We start from the raw sequence: 25492 nt of genomic DNA on the forward strand, positions 1-25492 counted from the left end.
CGGAATTTTGTGTTCCGGCAGGGTATTTTTTTGTAAATGCCTAGTGCAGAAGTCGTATTTATGATATAATCACATGTAATTATTTTGCTGAAAAGGATTGATTGCATGGATGCTCATACTTCCGTAGTCAGTATCACCTGTCTCCTGATGCTGACTATGCTGGTTCAGACATATACATCTGACTCGATTGACGGACGGCTGCGCAGGGCGTTTCTCCACGGCTTTGCTATCATACTGTTCTGCGCTGTGCTGGACTGGACACGGGTGGAGCTGAATGGCTCCCAGCTGGTGCCTGTATGGCTGCACGGTGCCGTTGTCAGCCTGGAATATACCCTGGCACCGGTGGTGGTGCTATTTTTGATTGGCGTGATGGGTGCCATTGAGCGCAACAGCTTTTTGGTGCCGCTGCTGGCCTTCAACGGCCTTTTGCAGTTTACCAGCGGCTTTACGGAGTGGATTTTTTATATTGACGCTGCCAACAACTTCGTCCGGGGCGAATGGTTCCGGGTGTATGTGCTGATTTATTCCATAGGTATTTTCGTCATGTACCGGGAGGTGTACAGGTGCAGCTGGATATACCAGAATAGGAACGGCTGGATGCTGTTTATGAGTATTCTGTCCCTGACCATCGGGGTGGGGGAGAATGAGTTCGGAGGCGAGTGCCACACCACCTTCCTTGCGGTGTCCATAGCTGCTACCATGTTTTATGTGTACTTTATGGATATCGGCATCCAGACGGATCCTATGACGAAGCTTTTGAACCGCCGCTGCTATGACAGCCATCTGAAAAAGATTGACTACCCTACGGCTGTGGTCATGTTTGATGTGGACAAGTTCAAGTACATCAATGATACCTATGGCCATGAAAAGGGTGATATCGTGCTGCAGCACGTAGCAATCTGCCTGCGGAGAACCTTCGGCAGGCTGGGCTATCTCTATCGGCTGGGGGGTGACGAGTTCTGCCTGATTTTGCGCAAGGGGTATCTGGACAAGGTGGACTTCGGGCTGCTGCGCCGCGCCCTGGACAGGCATCTGGAGATGTACAGGCGGCATGAGCCCCTGATGCCTGCCGTGTCCATGGGGCATGCCATATATGACGGCGGCCTGTCCGTGCAGAATGTGGTGAAGCAGGCTGACCAGCAGATGTATGCTGACAAGAAGGGCAGAAGCTGATTTTGAAATCTTCTCCATGCCTTATATATCTATATATAAATATATATTTATATATAGATATATAACGAATATTTTTTCGATTTTTTAGCAAAAAAGCTGGCAATGAAGCTGATTTTTTGGTATGATAGGTACAGAAATTTTGTTGAGGCGACGGCAGCTGCCTGACGTAGTGCAGGCGGGGCTGCCGGGCTGTATTTGTATTTTGATTGGGGGATTGAGCAAATGAACAAGGTTATTTTGAAGGGGCGCCTGGCCCGTGATGTAGATTTGCGTACCACGCCAAGCGGCAAATCCGTGGCTCAGGCTACTATTGCGGTGGATCGCTGGGGCAAGGACCAGCCGGCGGATTTCATTCCGCTGGTTATCTGGGGACAGCAGGCAGAGACTTTTGCCAGGTATCTCTACAAGGGCCGTGAGGTGCTGGTAGAGGGGCGCATGCAGGTGCGCAGCTATGATGACAAGACCGGCGCCAAGCGTTATGTGACAGAGGTCATTGTGGAGAACTTTGAGTTCTGCGGCAGCAAGAACGATGCAGGCAATGCTCCGGCGGCTGGCGGCTTCGACGGTGGCAGCGGCTTCGGTGCGCCTGCCGGTGGCAGCGGGGCACCTGCTGGCGGTTCCGCCTTTGGCACCAGCGAGGGCTTTGGCCAGCCGGTAGATGGGGATATTCCTTTCTGATGGCCTGATGGTGTGATTCCAAGCTGCGTTGACAGGTATTTTACTGCTGATGGATAAGCATTCGGTTTATTCATCAGCAGTTTTTTTTTTGTAAGGCAAGTAGTTTTTTGTAAGAAATCTGCAAATTTTTTCTAAAATTTTCTTTTCCTGGCAGGATTATTCTGACGGGCAGCGAAATATACCCTATAAGGATTTGACGGGAAAAGGGTGTGGCGGCCTGGCTGGATTTTGAGGATATGGCATAGATAGCGCTGCTGCTGGAAAAATTTTATTCGGAGGGATATATAATGGGCAATCTGATTTTTAGGGGAAAATCGTTGCGGGCAAAAATCTCCATGGTAATCATGGGATGCATACTTTTTGCTGTGCTGCTGGTGGGAGGCATTTCGATTTATTACTCACTGGAGGCCTCGGAGGAAAATGCCAGGAAGGAAATCCTGCTGGCCAGCCAGATGAGGGCAGGGGAGCTGGAAAAGACACTGGCATGCATAGAGACCGGGGTGAATACCCTGGCAGCTGCCGCCAATGACGAGGTAAAGGACATAGGCCGCTTCAAGACGGACAAGAACTATGTGGAGCTGTGCGCGGCAAATCTTAGGCAGGTGGGGCTGAACTGCGGCAGGAACGTGGATGGAGCCATGTCCTACTATGTGCGCTTTAATCCTGACTACAGCTATCCTACATCAGGGCTTTTTGGCGTCAGGAACAGCCAGAATGAGCCATTTCAGGTGGTGCCCTGCACGGACATCAGCATGTATGACAAGAACGATATGGAGCATGTAGGCTGGTACTATATCCCTGTCAACCGGGGCAAGCCTACCTGGATGAATCCTTATATGAACGCCAATATCAACGTGTACATGATTTCCTATGTGGTGCCTTTGTTCCTGCCTGATGGAACCTCCGCAGGCATAGCAGGCATGGATGTGGATTTTACCGGCATTCAGCAGCAGATAGCCGGGGTGAAGCTATATGAGACGGGCTATGCCATGCTGGTGAACAGCGAGAATCAGATTCTTGCCGGATGGGAAGGGGACAAGACTGCTGACCTGAAGTCTGTCAGCCAGGAGCTGAATGCCTATGTGGGCAGTGAAAATCCTCAGGGCATTATTGTTTACAGCCGTGATGGGGAAGACTATGTGGCAGGGTACTCGGTGCTGGCCAACGGCATGAAGTATGTGGTTACCGTGCCAAAGGCGGAGGTGGACAGTGCCTCCCGCTTCCTGGTGCTGATGATCGGCATCGGCATGCTGCTGACGCTCCTTGCCGGGGCGGCCTGCGGCAGTATCCTCAGTGGACGGCTCCTGAAGCCATTGTCAGAGCTGCAGGCAGGAGCCAGGCGCATAGCAGGGGGTGATTTATCCGTGTCCTTGCAGGCTGACAGCCAGGATGAGATAGGTGCTGTGGCTGGTGCCTTTAACGATATGTCGGCACAGCTCAATGACCTGCTGAGAAAGATTTCCACAGCTTCCCAGCAGGTGGCTAGCGGCTCCCGGAACATTGCCGACTCCGGCAACACCCTGGCGGATGGTGCGGCACGGCAGGCATCCTCGGTGGAGGAGCTTTCCGCCTCCATTGCGGAAATCAATGCCCAGATTGGCACCATGGCCGGCAATGCCGGCTGTGCTGCCGGGGTAACTGCGGAGGTCAGGAACAATTCCCAGCAGGGCAATGAAAAGATGGCGCAGATGGTGGCAGCCATGGAGAACATTGAGACCTCCTCCAAGGATATCTCCAAGATTATCAAGACCATTGACGAGATAGCCTTCCAGACCAATATCCTCTCCCTGAATGCGGCAGTAGAGGCTGCCAGGGCAGGCCAGCACGGCAAGGGCTTTGCAGTGGTGGCGGAGGAAGTGCGCAATCTGGCAGGACGTTCCGCCAAGGCGGCACGGGAAACCACGGAGATTATTGAGGAATCCCTGCACCGGGTGGAGGCAGGCACCAGGCTGGCCAACGAGACGGCAGCCGCCCTGCAGACCATCAATCAGGAGATTGACCAGGTGGCAGGGCTGGTGCAGGAGATAGCTGAGTCCTCAGAGCGCCAGCAGAGAGCCATGGATATGCTTGATAAGGGCGTGAAGCAGGTTGCCAATGTGGTGCAGGCAAATTCTGCCACGGCGGAGGAAAGCGCTTCTGCCAGCCAGCAGCTCAGCGCCCAGGCAGAGCTTTTGCAGGAGTCGGTAAAGGGCTTCCGCCTGCGCAGCTGTACAGCAGATGCGATGCTTGCCAGCGTTAAGTAATATATTGGATATATTGGCATTATAAATAAAATTTAAGATTTAATCCCAACTGCGATATTGATATTTATCATTTCTGAGCAGTTGGGATTTTATTTTTGCGCTGATTGTGGTATACTTTATATATATCATGTATTGTGACTTTAGAACTAGCTGAATTTGTCTTTAATTAGGCTGTTAATTAGGAGTGATGATGATGGGAAAGGCTTTAGTTGCATATTTTTCTGTAGGGCAGGAGACTGCCAAGGTTGCGAAGATGGTGGCAGGCGTGGAGCATGCCGATTTGTTTGAGATTGTGCCGTCAGTGCCTTATAAGCCGGGGGATATGGAGTGGCTCAGCAAGACATCCCGCGTGACCATTGAGCAGAAGGACTATTTCTGCCGCCCGAAAATGGCGGTGCCACTTGCTAACGCTGGTGATTATGATACGATATTTTTCGGTTTTCCTATCTGGATGTTTGATGCACCGAAGATCATCTACACCTTCCTGGAAAGCTTCAGTCTGCAGGGCAAGACACTGGTGCCTTTTGCTACCTCCGGCGGCAGCGGCCGCAGGGAGACGGAGAAGAAGCTGCAGGAGTACTTCAGGGACAAGCCGGTGAAGCTTTTGCCGTTGTTCGAGCTGAACGGCATGAGCCGTCAGGATGTATTTGACTGGCACAAGAAATTGGTATTTTAACGGCAAATGATTTATTGCCGATGGTTTTTTGAACGGAAGATGAGGTTGGACTATGGATACTTTAAAGGCATTGGCTACGAGGAAAAGTGTACGGGAATTTACAGATGAGGGGCTTACCTTCGAGGATATCAAGACCATCCTGACGGCAGGCATGAGCGGCCCTACCTGTGAGAACAAGCGCATGTGGTCCTTTATCGTGGTGCGCAACAAGGAAACCCTGGGCAAGATGGCTGTGGCAAACGGCCTGGATGCCAGCCCGGTAAGGCGTGCAGCTATTGGCATCCTGGTGTGCGGCGATCTGGACAGGGCACTGCCTGAGGCGCCTGATTATTGGGTGATTGATGCCTCCATTGCGGCACAGAACATGGTGCTGGCAGCTCATGACCTGGGCATTGGCAGCGTGTGGCTGGGCTGCTGGCCGATGGAGGACAGGGTGCAGGAAATCAAGGAGTTGTTCAGGCTGCCTGAGAATATTGTGCCTCATTCCATCCTGGCACTGGGTTATGCGGCGGAGCCGGATTTGACGGAGCGCAACCTGTACGAGGGTGACAGGGTTCATTTTGATGAGTGGTAAATATTATGGAATGGTAATTTTTCTAATGCAATCTTAATCTCCTTATCAGTATTTTTTCATTTTGGCTGGCTATAATGAAATCACTTAATACGGAGGAGGTATCGTAAGATGCTAAAGAAAAATTTGTGGGCGGTGCTGATGGCAATGCTGTTGTGCCTGGGCATGAGCAGTGTGGCGATGGCGGCACCGGGTCCCGGTCCTGCTGTGATTTCTGTCAGCGGCCAGGGCAGGGCTGATGTGGCTCCTGATATGGCTGTTGTCAATATCGGCATTGTCACTACGGGCAAGACTGCCCAGCTGGCACAGGCGGAGAATGCCAAGGTTGCCAGTGATGTAACCGCTGCCCTGGGGCAGCTGGGGATTTTCAGCAAGGATATCCAGACACATTACACCATGAGCCCGGTTTATGAAAAGGGTGACTACAGGAAGACTGCTGGCTATCGTGCCAGCAATACCGTCACTGTCACTGTCAATGATGTGGCCAAGACCGGCCAGGTAATCGATACCGCCCTGAAAAGCGGTGCTACCGATGTGAACGGCCTCAGCTTCGGCCTGAAGGATGCCAGGTCTGTCCGCAATACTGCGCTGCAGATGGCTGTGCAGGACGCCAGGAGCAAGGCGGATGCTATTGCCGCAGCCCTGGGCGTGAAGATTGTGGGCATTCAGAATGTGAAGGAAGACGGCGGCAATTTCGCCCGCTATGAGGTGGCGAATGCCCGGCTTGCCAAGCTGGACGGCGGGGCAGCTGCTGATACGCCGGTTAGTGCCGGGACTGTAGAGGTAAACGCTGATGTGCATATTGATTTTCAGATTCAGTGATTTGCCTGATATTTATTTTTAATTAGCTTCCCAGTTCATTTTAATAACCATTTTCCCAAGTAAGAGAGGATGCCGTGCAGGGCTTTCTGTCAATCGTGAGGTGCGTTTGTGCCCCTGATTGTGGAAAGACCTGTGTGACATCCTCTTTTATGTGGTATAATGGTTCAGTGATTTGTTTTTTCATATGTTATAATTTTATGTGTTTTTTATATGTGTTATATGTGATTTTATGGGAGGATGAGTTTTTTTGAGTATCAGTAAGCCGCGGCTGGCGGCCATAGAGTATATCCGGGGTATCTCCATGCTGGGGGTGGTGGGCATTCATACGGGCTCCCAGTATCTGGCCAACCCTGCTGCCAATATGCATCTGGTGGCGCTTTTCGAGGTGGCAACCAGGTTCAGCGTGCCGATTTTCTTCTTTATTTCGGCCTTTGGCATGTTTTACAACCTAGATATGGCGCAGCCCTTTGACTACAGGAGCTTTCTGCGGCGGCGCATCAGGACGGTGCTGGTTCCCTATGTGGTGTGGTCGCTGTTTTACCTTGTTCACTATGCGGTGCTGTGGGGGGACTTCAGCGTGCTGAGTCCTTTTTATATGGCTTTCAGCCTGTTTTTCGGCACGGCTGGCTATCAGCTTTATTTCATGGTGATTCTGCTGTGGTTTTACCTGATGATGCCGGTGTGGGCATGGCTGGTCAGGAGGCTGAAGGGCTGGATGCTGGCAGGGCTCTTTGCCTTTCAGGTGGCATTTGATTACTGGTCCTGCTTCAGCCTGAACTCCGCCGGGGTGGACAATTTCTTTTTGAAGTCTTTGATTGACTACCGGCTGAACTACTGGGTGATGCATTATATCTTTATCTTTGTGCTGGGAGGTTATTTTGCGGTGCATATTGATGGCTTTATGGCTTTCATGGCACGGCGCAGGAGAAGCCTGGTTGTCTTTTTCTGGCTGTCCCTGGGGGGGCTTTTGGGATATTATTACTGGCTGATTTTTACCAAGGGATATACGCCATTGGAGGGGATTAACACGGCACAGCAGCTTTGCCCGGCCGGGATTGTCTACACATTGGCGGCAAGTTTGTTCTTCTTTGCGATTTTTACCATCTGGCGGCTGCCGGACTTTTTGCGGCCGGTGCTGTCCATGCTGGGCAGGCATTCCTATTTTGTCTATCTGGCACATCCTGTGGCCATTACCTATCTGGGCATCCTGCTTGCCAAAAGTGGCAGGATTATGACGGCACCTCTTGCCCTGGGCTTTTATCTGGCGGTGGTGCTGCTGACACTGGCAGCTGCCGTCTGTATGCGCAGGCTGGGGGAGAGGTTTCCGCGGCTCAATCAGTGGACCATTGGCGTCTACAGGAAAAAGTGATAAATTCACTTTTATTTATTAAAGCAATGTAGTATTATATAAGATATGCTTAATATGTGTGATTTTATTTATGGGAGATGTATCGATGCATAAGGAATTTTTGATGGGCAACGAGGCCATTGCCCTAGGAGCTCTGGCAGCCGGGGTAAGGCTGGTGGCAGGCTATCCGGGCACTCCTTCTACGGAGGTGCTGGAGACGGTGGCAAAGCACCGCCTGCCTGAGACCTATGTGGAGTGGTCAATCAACGAAAAGACTGCCATGGAAGTGGGGGCAGGTGCTGCCTATGGCGGAGCCAGGGTGCTGGTTACCATGAAGCAGGTAGGGCTGAATGTAGCGGCGGATCCCCTCATGTGCCTTGAGTACATAGGCGTCAAAGGGGGCATGGTGGTGCTGGTGGCAGATGATCCGGGGCCTATTTCCTCCCAGACGGAGCAGGATACCAGGCATTTTTCCCGCTTTGCCAAGCTGCCCTGCTTTGACCCGTCTACGGTGCAGGAAGCCTACGAGATGGTACAGGAGGCCTTTGAGTATTCTGAGAAGTACGGCACGCCGGTATTTTTCCGCAGCACTACCCGTGTGTCCCACGGTTATGCCTCTATAGAGGTCAAGGACCGGGAGGAATACAGGCAGGTAGTGCCGGAGGGCTTTGTGAAGGATACGAAGCGCTGGGTGATTTTCCCGCGCCTCAGCTATCAGGCACATATCAATATCGAGGCCCGCAATGAAAAGCTGGGCAAGGTGTTTTCAGGCTATGGGCGGAACTTCATCATCCCTGCCGATGCACAGGTCAGCAGTGACAGTGTTTTGTGCCGCAGGGGTGTTGCCACAGGCGGTTTCAGCTTCACCTATGTCAACGAGGCCATGGCGGAGCTGGGGCAGCTCCGGGAACTGAAGGTCTCCACCCCTCATCCTTTTCCTGAGGATTTGGCAGTGGAGTTTTTGCAGGGACTGGATGAGGTGCTCTGCGTAGAGGAGCTGGACCCTGTGCTTGAGCGGGAGCTGACCTATATCTGCGGCAAGCATCACCTGCCGGTGAAGATACTGGGCAAGCTTACCCATGATGTGAAAAATTCCGGGGAAAATACCCGTGACAGCGTCATGGAGAACCTTGCTTCCTTCATGGGCAGGGCAGTGCCGCAGCAGGGAGCCCTGACGGCAGAGGAGCTGTCAGATATGCCGGAGCTGCCGGTACGGCCGCCGGTGCTGTGCGCAGGCTGCCCGCACCGGGCATCCTTCTATGCAGTGAAGCAGGCCATGAAGGGGAAAAAGACCATCTTCTGCGGCGATATTGGCTGCTACACCATGGGCAACGCCATGCCCCTCGACATGGTGGACACCTGCCTCTGCATGGGGGCAGGGCTGGGCATCGCCCAGGGGGTGAACCACATGGAGCCTGATACCAGCTGCTTCGCCTTTGTGGGTGACTCTACCTTCTTTGCGGCGGCCATTCCCAGCGTGATAAATGCTGTGTACAATCAGGCGGAAATGACCTTGATTGTGCTGGACAATTCCACTACCGCCATGACAGGCCATCAGCCTCATCCTGGCACCGGGCGTACCATGATGGGGGATGTGGTGAACAAGGTCAGCATTGAGGGGATTTTACGGGGCATCGGGCTGGAGTCTGTGGAAACAGTGAATCCTCTTGATTTGCAGGCTTCCATAGCTGCCGTGAAAAAGGCGGCAGGCCTGCCAGGCGTCAAGGCGATTATCTTTAAATATCCGTGCATTGCCATCGAAAAGCCTGAGGGGTGCATGGCAGTGGACAGCAGCAAGTGCATCAACTGCCGCAAGTGCATCAGGGAACTGGGCTGCCCTGCTTTGATTATCCGTGACAATCAGGTTGTAATCGATGAAACTCTGTGCACAGGCTGCGGCCTTTGCAGCCAGGTCTGCCCGGTACAGGCGATAGGAGGTGCCAGCCATGAGTAAAGGTCAGGAGAAAAAAGGCAATGATGAAAGCAGGAATATTGTGCTGTGCGGCGTAGGCGGCCAGGGAACCATCCTTGCCTCCAAGCTGATTTCGGCTGCCTCCATGGCCAAGGGCATGGAGGTGCGCAGTGCCGAGACCATCGGCATGGCTCAGCGGGGCGGCTCCGTGTTCAGCCATATCCGCCTGGGCAGTGGTGCCCAGTGCCCTATGAATGCCGCAGGCACGGCAGATATTATCCTGGGCTTTGAGCCGGGGGAAACGGTGCGGATGCTGCCGTATCTGAAAAAGGGCGGCATGGTGGTGGTCAGCTCCCGTCCTGTGATGCCGGTGACGGCGGCCCTGGCTGGCTCTAACTACAACGGCGCAGCCATGATAGAGTACCTCCGAGCAAAGGCTGGCAGGGTTGTGGTGGTCGATACGGAAAAGGCATGCCGTGAGCTGGGCTCAGGCAAAATCGTGAACCTGCTGCTCCTGGGAGTGGCTGCCGCCAGCGGCCAGCTAGGGCTCACTGTCGAGGATATCAGGCAGGCGGTGAAGCTGAAAGTGCCGGCCAAATTCCATGAGCTGAACTTCCGGGCATTGGAGTATGCAGAAAAGCTGGCGCAATAATATGCTGATATGATTGCAGGTAAGAAGGACAGGAGGCAAAGCAAGGTATGCAGATTTCAGAAGCACAGATAAAGCTGGTCAATGACCGCATCCAGGCATTGGTCAGGGCGGAGAGCTTCTACGGCAAGAAGCTGGAGGAAGCAGGCATAGAAAAGATTGAGACGGCAGAGGATTTTCTCAAGCTGCCTTTTTCTGAGAAAAATGATTTGCGGGAGGCATATCCCCTGGGGCTGAGAACAGCTCCTGAGGAAGATATTGTGCGTATTCACTCATCCTCAGGCACCACGGGGCTGCCTGTCATCATTCCTTATACCCAGAAGGATGTGGATGACTGGGCATTGATGTTTGCCCGCTGCTATGAGATGGCAGGGCTGACCAAGAAGGACAGGGTGCAGATTACGCCGGGCTACGGCTTGTGGACTGCCGGCATCGGCTTTCAGGCAGGTGCGGAAAGGCTGGGTGCCATGGTAGTGCCTATGGGGCCGGGCAACACTGACAAGCAGCTGCAGATGATGCAGGACATGCAGAGCACGGTGCTCTGTGCCACATCATCCTACGCCCTGCTTCTGGCAGAGGAAATCCAGAAACGCGGCATCCGTGATAAGATTTACCTGAAAAAGGGCGTCATCGGCTCCGAGCGGTGGGGCCAGAAGATGCGTGACCGTATTTCCAGCGAGCTGGGCATCGAGCTGTACGACATTTACGGCCTGACGGAGATTTATGGCCCGGGTATCGGCATCAGCTGCAAATACGACAACGGCATGCATTACTGGGATGATTATATTTATCTGGAAATCATCGACCCTGTTACCCTGCAGCCGGTGGCTGACGGGGAGTGGGGCGAGATTGTCATCACCACCCTGGTGAAGGAAGGGGCGCCGCTGATCCGCTACCGTACCCACGATATGTCCAGGATTATCCCGGGTGAGTGCCAGTGCGGCAGCAGGTATCCTCGCATCGATGTGATTGCCGGGCGTACTGATGACATGATGAAAATCAAGGGCGTCAATGTATTCCCTAAGCAGATTGAGGAAATCCTCCAGCAGTTCCCTGAGCTTTCCAGCGAGTACCAGATCCGCATCTCCCATCTGGACGGAAAGGACACCATGCGCATCTATGTGGAGACCAACGGCTCCGTGGACTTTTTGGATATGGCAAAGCGGGTGGCAAGCCGCGTAAAGAGCAGGATTGGCTTCACGCCGCTGGTAAAGGTAGTAGAAATCGGCCTGCTGCCTCGCAGCGAGAAAAAGACCAAGCGCGTCATTGACGAGCGTTATAATTAAAATTAATACACTTGCTGAAAAATTATTGAAAAGTTGCTAAAAAGTTGTTGACATGATAGTGCTGATGTGATAATATATTATTGTTGCTTGGCACTAGATGCCTTACTTAGCAACCATTGCCGAAGTGGCGGAATTGGCAGACGCACTTGACTCAAAATCAAGCGTAGTTACCCTACGTGCCGGTTCGAGTCCGGCCTTCGGCACCATTGAAGATACTGGCCTTGCAGAGGTTTCTGCAAGGTCTTTTTTTATGAAATTCTGCCTGGAAAAGTGCCGTGAGCACATGGTGAGCATATAATTTTCCGCTGGACCTGCAAAATAAATTTTTATGCGTGTATCAAAAACCTGTTTTTTATGTTATAATATCATGTATCTTTTGAAAGGAAACGACATGGTATGATTTCTAATAACGAGCTGTATGATATTATGTATGATGAAGCTTTCAGGCTGAAAAAGGCGAAGGCATGGCGTATGCTGGATGACCGGGAGATTGTGGCTGTCAGAACCATGCATGATGGTACCTGGTTTTGTACCCTGATGGTAGATGAGTATGGTTACCGAAATGGGATATGCGTATATGATGAGCAGAGTGGTGTAAGCGTCCTGCGTCAGATAATGGATTTGGAGTTGGATGAAGGACGCGAAATATATGAGCAGTTAGAGCTGGTTTTGTCTCATTATGGCTATATAATAGGATTTGCTTCCAAAAGCTCGATCACAGAAGATCCAGTTGGGGCAGGGACTTTGGATTATTGCAAGCGAAAAAAAATCAGGGCAAGAGGCAAGAATTTTTATCCGATGATCAAGGTTTTGCGCCCTCATCATATACCATGGAAGCTGGAGACGGAGGCTGATCTGCGGATTGTGACGGCAGTAATGCGGGTTTTTGGGCAAATGGACGATGATTTTGTCTGGCAGAATGGCGGGGGCACGCTGGAGAGATTTGATGAAAAGATTGCAGTGCCTGTTTTTGTCGAAAATGAGGACGGCAGCTTCAGGCTTGGCACCATGCAGCTGCCTCGCTACCGTGAGTTGGAATACAGCAGCCCGGATTGGAATGATTTGCAGGCAGCACGGCTGAAAAAGGTCAAGAAAACCAGTAGCGTATGGCTGGCGGAGTGCTTCCTGATGATGCAGTGCATTGCCGAAGGCGGGGACGAGCTGGCAGAGGGGGAGCATCCTGAGCATGCGCCTTTTTATCCTGAGAACCTGGTTGTGCTGGATGATGCAACCGGCTCTATTGTCATGATGGAAAGCAGTAGTGAAGATGCAGATTATGAGGTTATTCTGGACAAGCTGTGCAGCGTTATCCTGTCCAATGGCAGGCCGCGCCAGATTCTGGTGCGTACCAAAAGGACGGAAAAGTTTTTCAAAAAGCTGTGCCGCAGGCTGGATATTAAGCTGGTTCTGGATGAGGAGCTGCTTGAATTGAAGGATTTGCGGGATGATTTCATGAGCGATATGAGCGGTATTGACTACATGGATGCGTATGATGAGGATGGCTGCGGAACCTATGATGAAAATTTGCAGCCTGTAGATATTCTGGATGAGGACTTTGAGAAGAAGGTAAACGAGAACTTTACGCGCATGGTTAAGTCAGGAGTTTTATCAGAATTGCCAAATTCAGATTTTGCCGCTGCGGTGGATTTCTTTCTGATTAATGACGGTCTTGGTATGGATGTCCTGGAAGTCATGCGCAAGGAGTATCGCAGGCGCCGCCGGGAGAGAATCATCGGCATGCTGAAATTCGGTGCGTCATCACGGGGACGAAGAAGGTAAAGGTGCGTGAGAGGAGTATCCTGTTCCACGGTAAATATCACAAGCAGATATTAGAAATAAATATCATAACCAAAATGTGAACATCCCGGCTTCTTGCGAAACCGGGATGTTTGCTTACTATAGTATTTTACATGAGATGGCTGTGCTCGTTGATGTCCTCAATAACGTGCTTGATGACTACCATGAAAGGCACTGCCAGGAACATGCCTGCCGCATCAAGGAGCTCACCCCCCAGGATGATGCCCAGGATGACGGCAACAGGGTGCAGGTGCAGGGACTTGCCCACGATGGCAGGGTAGACCAGGTTGTGGTTTATCTGCGTCATGATCAGGTAAAAGACTGCCGTCTGGATGGTCAGCCCCGGGGTGTGGATAGCTGTCATGAGAATGCCGAAGCCGGAGGCCACCGTAGGCCCCAGCACCGGGATGAACTCGCTGAGAGCCGATGCCACAGCGAAGACGGAGGCATAAGGCAAATCCATGATGGTAAAGTACCCGTAGACGATAAAGCCGGTGATGAAGCAGATGACCAGCTGGCTGCGGATGTAGGTGCGCAGTGCCAGCAGGATTTCATCCAGCAGGCTGACAATGCGTTTCTTGTCCTTGTCCGGGAAAAGATGTGCCACATACAGCTTGATTTTGTCCCCGTCCATCAGCAGGTAGAAGGTCAGGAAAAGAATGATGACGAAATCTATCAGCTTGTTGAACAGGGAAAAGGCTATCAGCAGGGAGGACTTGATGGCCTTGGTGCTGATGGCGGTAAGCTCCGCCCATGCTTCGTCCACTCCCTTTTGGAAAAGCCCTGTCTCCGTCAGCCCGTTCAGCTGCTGGATATTGGTGGCCAGGGTTGGCAGCTCATCAGTGAAGCGGGAGAGGGTAGGGATAAAGTTGCTGGACACAATGGTTATCAGTCCCAGAAAGATGACAAGGAAGCCACCCAGCACCAGCAGGGAAGCCAATCCCCTTGGCATCTTGAGGCTGAGCTTGTCCACCGGGTCCAGAAGCAGCAGTGTCAGCAGTATGGACAGGAAAAAGACAAAGGCAAAGGCCTGCATGTACCAAAAGGCCAGCAGCAGGGCAATGATAGCTGCGCCGATAATTATCGAGGTTTTGTGGTTTTCCCACATGGGCATCATCTCCAATATAAAACAAGAAATGGGGCTGCCATTGACGGGGCAGCCCCGGGGGTACGAAATACCGGAAAGCAGGTCCTGAATAAGGCATGCTTTCCAGGTAAATAGCCAGCCAAAAGCGGATTGGCTGAAGCCGGTTACTTCTGCAATGCGTTGAGGCGGTCAGCCAGCTCCTGGGCGGAAAGGTCACCGGCAGCAGGCGTTATGATAGCCTGATCCTCCAGGTAGACGGTGCCGTTCTGAACGTATGCCTGGGCAATGTTCCTGGTGCCCTTGTGGTAATAGCGTGCCAGGTTGCCTGCTACGAAGTAGGAACGCTCGGCACCGCTCATGGAAGCGGTGGAAGCAGGGGCAACGAACTCCTTGCCGTGGATTTTTACAACGCCGTTTGCCACGGTGACAACCTTGTTGGAATACTCGCTGATCTGCTTGGCGTAGGTATCCCGGCGCTCCTCGTGGCCCGGATGGTCGGACGGGTTGAAGATTTCACCGGCAAAGCTGCTGGAGCTTTCACCGTACTTCTCGATAACCTTCTGCCATACGGCAGCAGTGGCACCGATGTTGTAGCTGGTGTTGGCTATGTACTCAAAGGCCAGCTTGTCAGCCTCACGCTCCTGTGGCTTGGTGATGTGCACGGAATCGATGTAGTTTACTGCCACGCTGGCACCGATAGCTGCCGCAGTGCCGCCACCGGCTGCTGCCGCAGTGCCCAGCAGGGTGACAGGAATCTGCTGCTGGTAGCCCTTCAGCACGTGGTTCTTCTGGCCGTGTGCCATCTCATGCCCCAGCACGACGGCGATTTCGTCATCAGTAACCAGCAGGTCAAAGATGCCGGTGTTGATGGTCATGTTGTGGCCCAGGGAGCAGGCAGCATTGAAGCTGGTGTCAGGGTTGATGTAGTAGTTGTACGGCATATCGTTGATGGAAGGGTCCACCTTGGCAACACCGGCGGAGAGGTTGGCCATGATGGTATCCACCCGGCTGTTCAGATACGGATCGTTGTTGACCCCCTGCTTGTTCTTCATCTCCTGAAAGAGGGCCTGACGGCCTTCCTCAGTGTCGTTGAGCTGGCTGAGCTGGTGGTTGGTCTCTGCCATCTGTATGCCTGCGGCAATAACAGAGCCCAGCACGCTGGCATCAGCCTGGGACGGCATGGTTGCCAGCGGCATGCCGGCTGCCAGGCTGGTGATAATTATTTTTGCAAGATTTTTCTTTACATTAAACATTTTTTCCTCCATGAAATAATCAGTAAATAAATTTTCATTCTATTAATGCGTGTGGTATGAATATATGATAATATATGTACGAGGATATTTCAAATTAAAAATTGCTTAGAAGCAAATAAAAAAACAAAGTTAGTAAAATATTCCCAGGAGGTTTTTTATGGAGAAGCTTGTGGAGCAAGGCAATATGGAGCATGGCAACGTAGCCGGCGGCAGTATGGATAGCGGTACTATGGAGAAGCTTTTGGACAAATACGCGAAGCTGGTGGTCTGCACAGGTGTCAATCTACAAAAGGGGCAGCTGCTGGTGGTGAATGCGCCGATAGAGTGCGCTGATTTTGCCAGGCGGATTGCCGGGGCGGCTTTTACTGCCGGGGCAAGGGACGTGAAGGTGAACTGGTCTGATGAGCAGTTTGCCCGCATCCGGCTGGAGGAGGCTGCGGCAGAGGTCTTTGATGAGTTTCCTGACTGGCGCAGGGATATGTTCATGGACTTCAAGGCGAAGGGGGCGGCTGTGGTTTCTATCCATGCCTCGGATCCGATGATTTTCCAGCATGTGGAGCCTGACAAGATGCTGCGGAGCCAGCGGGCGGCAGGCAAGGCACTCCTTGAGTACCGCCAGGCCATGATGAATAACGAGCTGCGCTGGTGCGTGGTGTCCATTCCTACGGAGAGCTGGGCGAAGAAGGTCTTTGCAGGCGAGGAGGGGGAACAGGCTGTGGCACGGCTGTGGCAGGCTATCTTCCGGGCGGTGCGGATTGATGCTGAGCAGGAGGGTGCTGACCCAGTGGAGGCATGGCAGCAGCATGTGGACTTTTTGCAGAGGGCGTGCCGCTTCATGAATGAGCAGCAGTTTGCCGCCCTGCACTACACCAACGGGCTGGGGACTGACCTGACGGTGAAGCTGCCCAAGGGGCATATCTGGGCAGGGGGTGCGGAGATTGCCGGTGACGGCGTGCGCTTTGTAGCCAATATGCCTACGGAGGAAATCTACACCCTGCCTGACAGGAATGGCGTTGATGGGGTGGTCTATGCCTCCAAGCCACTGAATTACAATGGCAACCTCATTGAGGAGATGCGGCTGGAATTTGCCGCTGGCAAGGTGGTCAGGGCAGAGGCTGCCAGGGGGCAGGAAATCCTGGACAAGCTCCTGGCTGTGGATGAGGGTGCCAGCTATCTGGGGGAAGTGGCGCTGGTGCAGTACGATTCGCCAATTTCCAATAGCGGCATCCTGTTTTACAACACCCTCTTTGACGAGAATGCCGCCTGCCATCTGGCCTTTGGCAAGGCATATCCTACCTGCTTGCAGGGGGGGGAGAAGATGGATTCCGTGGAGCTTTTGCAGCACGGGGTAAATGACTCCCTGGTGCATGAGGACTTTATGATTGGCACCGCTGACCTGGCCATTGAGGGTATCAGGGCTGATGGCAGCCGGGTGCAGGTCTTTAAGGATGGCAATTTTGCCATAGCATAAAATATAATAATTCGGAGATGCAGAAGATTGGATGGATTTATCAATAAAAAAGTGCTGAAGGCAGCGTGGCCTATTGCCTTTGGCTATATACCGCTGGGGATGGCATGCGGCATCCTGGCGCAGAAGACCGGCTTTGACTGGTTCCAGATGTTGATGATGTCTACATTTCTCTTTGCCGGCAGCGGCCAGTTCATCGCCCTTGCCATGATTGGCAGCGGCAGTACCATTATACCGGTGGTGATGACGGTGTGCATTGTCAATCTCAGGCATTTGCTGTATGCCTTGATTTTGAATCAGTATATTGCCGGTCAGTCCCGGCTGTACAAGGCTTTTTACGCCCAGGAAATCGTGGATGAGACCTTTGCGGTCAACCATACCCAGTTTGCCCGGCTGGGGAAGGAATGGACGGGCAGCAATGCCCTTGGCGTGAATTTTGTGGGGCATGTTTCCTGGATTTTGGCCACGGTGGCAGGGCTTTTCCTGGGGAACACGATTTACATCGATACGGCCCTGGTGAGCTATGCCTTGATTGCCATGTTCATCGGGCTGTGGTCCTTTCATTTCGTCAGCCCCAGCCTGGTACTGACGGGGGTGCTGGGGGGGATTCTCGCCCTGGTGCTGTCCTTCTGGCTGGACCACATGCTGAACGTGGTGGCGGCTACGATTATTGCGGCTGCGGTGGCAGCTGCGTATAGGGCAATGGCTGAAAAGGGGGCAGAGGAATGAGCTACGATGAAATTTTGCTGTGTATTTTCGGGCTTTTTCTGGTATCATATATTCCGAGGGTGCTGCCCTTTGCCTTGCTGGGGAACAGGGAGCTGCCCAGGTTTTTCCACCTGTGGCTGCAGTATGTGCCTACAGCGGTGTTCGGGGCATTGATTTTTACCTCGATTTTTGGCAGCGGTGCGGAAGGCTTCCGCTTTTCCTGGGAAAACAAGGAGCTGGTGGCATCTATTGTGGTGCTGCCTGTGGCAGCTGCCACCAAGTCCCTGCCCTATAGCATTATTACGGGGCTGGTGACCTACTGGCTGGCCCAGCAGATATTGTAACGTTGTATGTTGTATGTTGAATATTTTGTATAAAGGATTGGGTGGTGTTGGTTTTGAGTATGTTGGTGGAAATGGGTTCCGTGGTGGAGAACAATATCCTGTCGGATGATGTGCGTGCTATGGTGATTCAGGCACCTCGGGTGGCAGCCCAGGCGGAGCCGGGGCAGTTTGTCATGGTGAAGAATGAGAGCGGCAGCACGTTCCTGCGCCGTCCCTTCGGCGTTGCCGATGTGGACAGGGAGCAGGGCAGGCTGCTCCTGATTTATCGGGTGGCCGGCAAGGGCACCCGGGAGCTGGCGGGGCTGGAGCCTACCATGGAAATCAGCGTGGAGGGCCCTCTGGGGGGCGGCTTCAGGTTTGGTGAGGTTTCTGGCGGTGCTTACTCCGGGAAAGAGGACGGCAGGACATTGCTTATCGGCGGTGGCGTAGGCGTGGCACCCCTTATTTATACGGCACGCTATCTGGCCGAGAGGGAGCCTGAGAACAAGCCGTTGTTTTTGCTTGGCGTAAGGAGCGCGGAGGAGCTTTTCTGGCAGGACTACCTGAAGGAGTTCACGGAGGAAATTATCGTGACTACCAATGACGGCTCCGCCGGCAAAAAGGGCTTTGCCATTGATGCCCTGCCGGATATTCTGGCTGCTCATGACATCAGGCACATCAAGATTTGCGGCCCTACCATTATGATGGAGGGGCTGGCGAAGCTGGCCATGGAGCGGGGCATAGAGTGCCAGGTTTCCTTGGAGAAGCGCATGGCCTGCGGCATCGGCGTGTGCCTGGGCTGCACCTTTGAGGGCAAGGTCAGCGGCAAGCGCTGGAAGATCTGCCATGACGGCCCTGTATTCCCTGCGGAGGAGGTTTTTGAGAAATGAATTTTGAGAGACTGGCGACGGATTTTGCCGGAATTAAGCTGAAAACCCCTGTGATGGGGGCGTCCGGCACCTTTGGCTTTGGCATTGAATACAAGGATTTTCTAAATCTGGGTGATGTGGGGGCGATTATCAGCAAGGGGCTGACACCTCTGCCGCGGCCTGGCAACAACGGGGTGCGTGTGGCGGAAACCCCGGGGGGCATGCTGAACTGCATCGGCCTGGAAAATCCCGGCATTGAGGGATTTTTGCGTGACATTCTGCCGAAGGTAAGGCAGGAGGCCGCTGATACGGCCTTTATTGCCAATTTTTCTGCCGGTACGGTGGAGGACTATGGCATGATGGCTGCCAGGCTGGACGTGGATGGCGTAGACGGCGTGGAGGTGAATATCTCCTGCCCTAATGTGAAGGAAGGGGGCATCGTCTTCGGCACGGACCCGCGGGCGGCGGCAGCCGTTACGGAGGCGGTGAAGAAAAACACGAAAAAGCCGGTGATTGTGAAGCTGTCCCCAAATGTGACGGATATTGCCCTCATGGCAAGGGCTGTGGAGGAGGCAGGGGCGGATGCCATCGCCCTGATTAATACCCTGACGGGCATGGTGATTGATACCCGTACCTGGCAGCCTCTCCTGGGCAATATTACAGGGGGGCTTTCCGGCCCTGCTGTGAAGCCTATTGCCGTCCGCATGGTGTGGCAGGCGGCTCAGGCAGTGAAGATTCCGATTCTCGGACTGGGAGGCATTACCTGCGGCGAGGATGCAGTGGAATTTTTGCTGGCAGGTGCCAGTGCCGTGGCGGTAGGGGCGGAGAACTTCGTGCATCCTGATGCGGTAGTCAGGGTGGCAGAGGATATTGATGCCTATCTGGCTGCCAGGGGGCTGGAGCATGTTTCCCAGCTGGTGGGACAGGTGAAGCTGTAAGCCTGCAATATTATGGTATTTATTAGAAAATTAGCTAAATATGTGAATATTTTTCCAGTCAAAAAGAGGATTTTGCCTTTTTGTGGCGAATATTAGATTTTAAAAGGAGAAGTATTTGCGATAGGGTTGCCATTAGGGGGTACGGATATGTTTTTATTTGGCTCAAGTAAGGAAGATAAAAAGCCTGCAATGCGTGGTGAGGATTGCAGTCAGATGAAGCGTGATGTGGATGGGATGGACAGGTTCCTGCAGCAGGTGATAGATGGAGATTATACTGCCAGGGCACCTCAGGCTCATTCGCCGGAAATGCAGCGTCTGGGCAGGAAAATGGAGCAGCTTTTGCAGAAGCAGCGGGATGATCTGCGTTCCATGCTGATGACCTTGAATGAGTCAGTGTACGATTCCACCGAGGTTTCCGAGGCGTTGAATGCCATCGTGACGGAGAATATCCACGTTTCCGCCCGGATTGATGAGATGCACAAGGTTGTGGAGTCCCTGGCCAATGAGATTATGGGTCTAGCAGGTACTGCCACGGAGACCTCTGACCAGACACGGCAGGGCATGGAGGCAATGCGCAACACTGAGAACAGTATTGATACGGTTTCCAAGGAGACTGCGGCGGCAGAGGAAAGCCTGCAGAGCATGCATGGCAGTGTTGTCCAGCTGCAGAAGGATACCGTGAATATCAACAATCTGGTGGAGACGGTGCGGGGCATAGCTGACCAGACCAACCTGCTGGCTCTGAATGCCTCCATTGAGGCAGCCCGTGCCGGTGAGCATGGCAGGGGCTTTGCGGTTGTTGCCGAGGAGGTAAGGAAGCTGGCGGAGCAGTCCAAGCTGTCCGTTAGTGAAATCAATGAGCATTTGTCCAGCATCAAGGGCACATCTCAGGAAATTACGGATGAGTTTACCCAGATGGATGCTGCCTTCAAAAACAATACTGCGGCAGTGCAGGAGGCCAGCTCCCATACCCAGAAGCTGACAGGTGTCTTTGATGGCATTGACAATGCGGTGAACATTCTGGCACCGCTGGCGGAGGAGCAGTCGGCGGCTTTCCAGGAGATGACTGCCTCCCTGCGCACCACCATGGATGATGTGCACCGGCAGAATGATTCCACCAGGAATTGCAACCGCTTTGTGTACGAGGCACTGAAGGCCTCCAGCCAGATGCGCACAACCCTGGCAGGGCTGGATCTGGATATTACCGACAAGGAAAATGTGGAGCTTGCCAAGACTGATCATCTTTTGTGGCGTGCCCGCATCAGCCAGATGCTGTGGGGCAATATCGACCTGGATGCTTCTAATGTCCGCGACCATACTACATGCCGGCTGGGCAGGTGGTATGCCACCAAGGGCAGGGAGCTCTTTGGCAGTCAGCCTGAGTTCCAGAAGCTGGAGCGGGATCATGCCAGGTTCCATGCCTGCTGCGCGGAGGCTATTGATGCCTACCATGGGAAAAACAAGAAGCTGGTGGATAATCTGACGGAGGAGCTGTCGGCACTTTCGGCTACTGTTATCGGCAGCCTGGATGAGCTCAAGAACAAGCTGTAAGGATTTGCAGGGCTGGTTATTTGCGGGAAGCGGCATGAAGCTGCCGGGGATGGAGTTTTTGTTCCCGATGGCAGATGCCGCTTTTTGCTTGCGGATATTTTTTTATCAGCTATAGGCTGATTTTTGCTTATGGATATATTTTCCCCGGCTATGGAGTGATTTTTTGCTTGTCAGGACGGGCTTTTTGTGGTATATGTAAGAAGTTAAATATTTTTTCAGGAGGAAGGATTTTGGCTGATTTTAAAGAAGAAATCCGGAAGCGTCGCACCTTTGCGATTATTTCCCATCCGGATGCAGGTAAGACTACCCTGACGGAGAAGCTGCTGCTGTACGGCGGTGCTATCCATCTGGCTGGTTCCATCAAGTCGAGAAAAACCCAGCACCACGCTGTGTCTGACTGGATGGAGATAGAGAAGCAGCGCGGTATTTCTGTTACCTCGTCTGTTTTGCAGTTTAATTATAATGGCTATTGCATCAATATCCTTGATACGCCGGGCCATCAGGACTTTTCTGAGGACACCTACCGCACCCTGATGGCGGTGGATAGTGCCGTCATGATTATCGATGTGGCAAAGGGTGTGGAGGCTCAGACCAAGAAGCTGTTCAAGGTCTGCAAGCAGCGGGGGATTCCTATCTTTACCTTTGTCAACAAGCTGGACCGCTTCGGCAAGGCTCCTCTGGATTTGATGGATGAGCTGGAAAATGTGCTGGGCATCCGCTCTTATCCGATGAATTGGCCGATTGGCACAGACGGCAATTATTTTGGCGTGTATGACAGGCAGAAGAAGCAGATTGAGCTTTTTGATGATGATACCTCCCATGGCCAGAATGCCAGGGCATCTGTGACCGGCTCTTTGGAGGATGCCGAGTTTGTGGAGATGCTGGGGGCGGAGGCTCATCAGACCTTGGTTGATGATATTGACCTTCTGGATACTGCCGGTGAGGAGTTTGACCTTGAGAAGGTGGCACGGGGAGAGCTGACGCCGATGTTCTTCGGTTCTGCCATGACCAACTTCGGCGTGCAGAACTTTCTGGAGGAATATTTGAAGCTGGCTCCGGAGCCTGTGGGCAGGAAGTCCACGGAGGGCGTTATTGAGCCTGATGATGAGAAGTTTTCTGCCTTTGTGTTCAAGATTCAGGCAAATATGAATCCTGCCCATCGTGACCGCCTGGCCTTTATCCGCATCTGTTCCGGCAAGTTTGAGCGGGGCATGAGCGTGTACCACAGCCGCAGCGGCAAACCTATCAAGCTGGCGCAGCCGCAGCAGTTCCTGGCTCAGGACAGGCAGATTGTGGACGAGGCATATCCGGGGGATATTGTGGGACTCTTTGACCCGGGGATTTTCGGTATCGGCGATACACTGTGCGATGCCTCCCATAAGTTCAGCTATGAGGATTTCCCTGTGTTCCCGCCGGAGAAATTTGCCCGGGTGCAGGCAAAGGACACCATGAAGCGCAAGCAGTTTGTGAAGGGCGTGGAGCAGCTTACCCAGGAGGGGGCTATCCAGCTGTTCCAGCAGGCAGGTGCAGGTACGGAGTCCTATATTGTGGGCACGGTGGGTACTTTGCAGTTCGAGGTGCTGGAGTACAGGCTGAAGAACGAGTATGGCGTGGATATTGTCATGACCATGCAGCCTTATGAGGTGGCTCGCTGGATGACCTATGCTGATGGCAGGGAGGTTACCCCGGCAGGGCTTCGTGGTGCGGACAGGGGCATGTTTGTGTATGACCGCCGCAATAACCCTGTGCTTCTGGTGAGCAATGAATGGGCCCTGGGGTGGATTACGGATAATAATCCTGATTTGGAGCTGCATACTGTGCCTGTGGACAAGCAGGAAGTATAACTGGCTGTTTGCTTGTGCAAAATGTGCAGCTGCATAGGCACATAAGTACAGCTTGACATTTGCAAGGGAAAGTTATAAAATTAACGCAAGACATGCAACGAGGCATATTTGCTTTTGCTGCATGTCTTTTTTGTGTTATAAAAAAGGAGTGTATGATTATGAGAAGCTTCCCTTTGTTTGAGGAATTGGAACGTGAGCGTGACAAGGTGAATGAGGAATTTCACAGGACTACCAAGCCGCAGCTGATTGAGCGGCTGAAGGAGTTTGGGTTCATGCAGCCTGACCCTGATAATCCCACCAAGTTCGTGCTGGCGGAGAAGGCTACTGACAATGTGTATCACCTGTCGATTAACAGGTATAGCGTTACCGTTCAGTTTCAGCATGTAAAGCGCGGGGAGGTAAAGCTGATCTGCGATATCAGTAATTTTGCCATGAGTACCCACAATATGATGAATGTGATTATCAAGTGCGTGGATTACTGGCTGCAGTATGGCGTGGTTTATGATTATATTTCTGCCCAAGGCTTCAAAGAATGCTAAGATAGATTTCAGTTTATCGTGGTGCTTGATTGTCACTACGAGCATATATGAATTGATATAGTTTGTTAGTTCGTGGACTCTGTTCAGACCTTTAAAAGGGACAGGTAGCGGCAGTACCCATAGAAAACTCGCTCTCGCTCTTAGCACAGCCTCGCGCTTCTAAGCTCCTGCGTCGCTTACGCTCGCACTCGCTAAGAAGCGAGGCTGCACTCAAGGTTTTCTTTGGGTACATGCCGCACCTGTCCCTCTTTTTGTCTGAACAGATACAACAAAATAATCCAATTACATTCAATCAGTATGATATTGTAGCAATTAATCTAACTTCACGAAAAAGCTGAAAAGGGGAGCCGGGAAGCTGACGAAGCCTGCAACTGTCAACCGTTGTATAACGTATAGTGCAATCAAACAATTCTTTAGTCCAGCTACATAAGTTGCATAGGATAGACTGCTAACCTTGGCATAAGAATATAGTGACATGTCAACAAACCTGTTTATAAGAGCAGGTTGCCTTGCATAGTTGTTGGCAGTATCAGGCTTCGTCAGCTCCTAGCCCCCCTATTTCAGGCTTATTCGTAAAGCTGTATGGGGCACTATGGTAACAAATAATGTATGTGGTTCTGTCATTTTGTTTATATCTGTTCAGACAAAGAAAGGGATGAGTGAGGACAGTACCCATAGAAAACCTTTGTTGTGCCTCGTTACTTCATTCATCAGAGCCGCAGGCGATAGATGAATGTTAGTAACGAGGCACAACTAGGAGCGCGAGCGTGTTTTCTATGGGTAGCTGTCCCGCTCAGCCCATTTTTAATCTGAACAGAATCCACAAACTAACAAAACTCATCCGTTAATGTTCTAAAAGTCTCGTACCTTCACGACGATAAACTGAAATTTCATAATTTGTGGAAGATTGGCTCCATTTTTTCAAAGGTGCAGAATTCGGTAAATCCCAATTCCCTGAGAACCTGCATGGACTCAGGCACGTATTCTGCCAGCCGCTTGACGTTGTGGGCATCGCTGCCGATGGTGATGATGCGTCCTCCCAGGTCATGGTAGAGCCGCAAAATATCGCGGGATGGGGTAGTGTCCTTCAGCTTGTAGTGGGTGCTGGAGGTATTCAGCTCGATGCCCTTGCCGTCAGCAATGGCAGTCTGGAAAATCTTGGTGAGAATCGGCTTGATTTTCTCAAACGGATATAATCCGGCTTTATCATAGCGGGAAATCAAATCCACATGGGCCAGCACGCTGTAGTCGTGGAACTTTTCCACCACCGCCAGCATTTCCTCATAGTAGCGCATGTTGTATTCCTCCTGGGTGCGCCCCTTCTGAAAATCCCCCGTCCAGAATTCCGTGTCATCCACCTCATGAATGGACAGCAGGACAAAATCCAGCTGGCTGCCGTACTGCTTAATCAGCTTTTTGTACTGAGGGATAGTGTGGCTCTGCACCCCAAATTCCAGGCCAGCCTTGATAACCATCTTGCCCTGATAAATGCGGCGCATGCGGAGCAGCTTGGCAAAATACTCCGGATAGTTGACATTCAGGATATGATACTTGCCTTCATGAATTTCAAAGGGCTTGTCCCATTCATCCCAGTCCGGCTTGATGCCGTAGTCAACATGGTCAGTAAAGCAGAGTTCGTCCATGCCCAGCTCCATGGCACGCTCAATATGGGTTTCCATTCTCTCCAGGCTGTCATCGCTGAACTCCGTGTGAATGTGATAATCAGTATACATATTGCATAACCCCTTTCTATACTT

General features: G+C 52.4%; 22 protein-coding genes and 1 tRNA gene. 20 read left to right on the plus strand and 3 right to left on the minus strand.

Annotation, left to right across the window (positions count from 1 at the left end; translation table 11 throughout):
- The first annotated feature begins 105 nt into the window (after positions 1-105).
- The 12 genes from FYJ84_RS05315 (at position 106) to FYJ84_RS05370 (ending at position 13137) form a co-directional block, all read left to right on the plus strand.
- Complete coding sequence (locus FYJ84_RS05315) at positions 106-1173, plus strand: GGDEF domain-containing protein (protein WP_154406557.1); 1068 nt, start codon at positions 106-108, stop codon at positions 1171-1173.
- A 222-nt stretch (positions 1174-1395) separates the two neighbouring features.
- Positions 1396-1851 (plus strand): single-stranded DNA-binding protein, encoded by a 456-nt coding sequence (locus tag FYJ84_RS05320; RefSeq protein WP_154406558.1) that lies wholly within the window; start codon positions 1396-1398, stop codon positions 1849-1851.
- A 287-nt stretch (positions 1852-2138) separates the two neighbouring features.
- Positions 2139-4094: a methyl-accepting chemotaxis protein gene (locus FYJ84_RS05325; RefSeq protein ID WP_154406559.1), complete on the plus strand. Its 1956-nt coding sequence runs from the start codon at positions 2139-2141 to the stop codon at positions 4092-4094.
- A gap of 193 nt (positions 4095-4287) precedes the next feature.
- Positions 4288-4770 carry a flavodoxin gene (locus tag FYJ84_RS05330; protein WP_205764110.1) on the plus strand — a complete coding sequence of 161 codons (483 nt, stop codon included), beginning with the start codon at positions 4288-4290 and terminating at the stop codon, positions 4768-4770.
- Positions 4771-4822: 52 nt separating this feature from the next.
- Complete coding sequence (locus FYJ84_RS05335; protein WP_154406561.1) at positions 4823-5344, plus strand: nitroreductase family protein; 522 nt, start codon at positions 4823-4825, stop codon at positions 5342-5344.
- Positions 5345-5452: 108 nt separating this feature from the next.
- Complete coding sequence (locus tag FYJ84_RS05340; protein WP_154406562.1) at positions 5453-6163, plus strand: SIMPL domain-containing protein; 711 nt, start codon at positions 5453-5455, stop codon at positions 6161-6163.
- Between the two features lie 247 nt (positions 6164-6410).
- Positions 6411-7532, plus strand: a complete 1122-nt coding sequence (locus FYJ84_RS05345; RefSeq protein WP_154406563.1) for an acyltransferase — start codon at positions 6411-6413, stop codon at positions 7530-7532.
- 85 nt (positions 7533-7617) lie between these two features.
- The gene (iorA, locus tag FYJ84_RS05350; RefSeq protein ID WP_154406564.1) at positions 7618-9465 is read left to right on the plus strand and encodes an indolepyruvate ferredoxin oxidoreductase subunit alpha; all 1848 of its coding nucleotides are present in this window, start codon (positions 7618-7620) and stop codon (positions 9463-9465) included.
- Positions 9458-10075: an indolepyruvate oxidoreductase subunit beta gene (locus FYJ84_RS05355; RefSeq protein ID WP_154406565.1), complete on the plus strand. Its 618-nt coding sequence runs from the start codon at positions 9458-9460 to the stop codon at positions 10073-10075. The genes iorA and FYJ84_RS05355 overlap by 8 nt, the downstream gene beginning before the upstream one ends.
- A gap of 47 nt (positions 10076-10122) precedes the next feature.
- Positions 10123-11358: a phenylacetate--CoA ligase family protein gene (locus FYJ84_RS05360; protein WP_154406566.1), complete on the plus strand. Its 1236-nt coding sequence runs from the start codon at positions 10123-10125 to the stop codon at positions 11356-11358.
- Between the two features lie 118 nt (positions 11359-11476).
- Positions 11477-11564 (plus strand) — tRNA-Leu (locus tag FYJ84_RS05365).
- Between the two features lie 190 nt (positions 11565-11754).
- Positions 11755-13137 (plus strand): DUF6930 domain-containing protein, encoded by a 1383-nt coding sequence (locus FYJ84_RS05370; RefSeq protein WP_154406567.1) that lies wholly within the window; start codon positions 11755-11757, stop codon positions 13135-13137.
- 127 nt (positions 13138-13264) lie between these two features.
- Here FYJ84_RS05370 and FYJ84_RS05375 read toward each other — a convergent pair whose 3' ends face one another.
- Positions 13265-14263 carry an AI-2E family transporter gene (locus tag FYJ84_RS05375; protein ID WP_328596339.1) on the minus strand — a complete coding sequence of 333 codons (999 nt, stop codon included), beginning with the start codon at positions 14261-14263 and terminating at the stop codon, positions 13265-13267.
- 143 nt (positions 14264-14406) lie between these two features.
- Positions 14407-15495 carry a M48 family metallopeptidase gene (locus tag FYJ84_RS05380; protein WP_154406569.1) on the minus strand — a complete coding sequence of 363 codons (1089 nt, stop codon included), beginning with the start codon at positions 15493-15495 and terminating at the stop codon, positions 14407-14409.
- 229 nt (positions 15496-15724) lie between these two features.
- Between FYJ84_RS05380 and FYJ84_RS05385 the strand changes: the two genes are divergently transcribed.
- From FYJ84_RS05385 to FYJ84_RS05420, 8 genes are all read left to right on the plus strand, one after another.
- On the plus strand, positions 15725-16966 hold the full coding sequence (locus FYJ84_RS05385) for an aminopeptidase (protein WP_154406599.1): 1242 nt from the start codon (positions 15725-15727) through the stop codon (positions 16964-16966).
- A gap of 27 nt (positions 16967-16993) precedes the next feature.
- A complete protein-coding gene (locus FYJ84_RS05390; RefSeq protein ID WP_154406570.1) occupies positions 16994-17692 on the plus strand; it encodes an AzlC family ABC transporter permease in 699 nt (232 codons plus the stop codon).
- Positions 17689-18015: an AzlD domain-containing protein gene (locus FYJ84_RS05395; protein WP_154406571.1), complete on the plus strand. Its 327-nt coding sequence runs from the start codon at positions 17689-17691 to the stop codon at positions 18013-18015. Before FYJ84_RS05390 ends, FYJ84_RS05395 begins: the two co-directional genes overlap by 4 nt.
- 59 nt (positions 18016-18074) lie before the next feature.
- The gene (locus FYJ84_RS05400; RefSeq protein WP_205764111.1) at positions 18075-18884 is read left to right on the plus strand and encodes a dihydroorotate dehydrogenase electron transfer subunit; all 810 of its coding nucleotides are present in this window, start codon (positions 18075-18077) and stop codon (positions 18882-18884) included.
- The gene (locus FYJ84_RS05405) at positions 18881-19801 is read left to right on the plus strand and encodes a dihydroorotate dehydrogenase (RefSeq protein ID WP_154406573.1); all 921 of its coding nucleotides are present in this window, start codon (positions 18881-18883) and stop codon (positions 19799-19801) included. Before FYJ84_RS05400 ends, FYJ84_RS05405 begins: the two co-directional genes overlap by 4 nt.
- A 147-nt stretch (positions 19802-19948) precedes the next feature.
- The gene (locus FYJ84_RS05410) at positions 19949-21352 is read left to right on the plus strand and encodes a methyl-accepting chemotaxis protein (RefSeq protein ID WP_154406574.1); all 1404 of its coding nucleotides are present in this window, start codon (positions 19949-19951) and stop codon (positions 21350-21352) included.
- 230 nt (positions 21353-21582) lie between these two features.
- Entirely contained in the window at positions 21583-23196 is a 1614-nt protein-coding gene (locus tag FYJ84_RS05415) for a peptide chain release factor 3 (protein ID WP_235901361.1), read from the plus strand.
- 158 nt (positions 23197-23354) lie between these two features.
- On the plus strand, positions 23355-23735 hold the full coding sequence (locus tag FYJ84_RS05420) for an addiction module toxin RelE (RefSeq protein ID WP_154406576.1): 381 nt from the start codon (positions 23355-23357) through the stop codon (positions 23733-23735).
- Between the two features lie 890 nt (positions 23736-24625).
- Here the strand turns inward: FYJ84_RS05420 and FYJ84_RS05425 are convergent.
- A complete protein-coding gene (locus FYJ84_RS05425) occupies positions 24626-25468 on the minus strand; it encodes a histidinol-phosphatase HisJ family protein (protein ID WP_154406577.1) in 843 nt (280 codons plus the stop codon).
- Between the last annotated feature and the right edge of the window lie 24 nt (positions 25469-25492).

Source organism: Anaerovibrio slackiae (genome assembly GCF_009695585.1).
Lineage (GTDB): Bacteria > Bacillota > Negativicutes > Selenomonadales > Selenomonadaceae > Anaerovibrio > Anaerovibrio slackiae.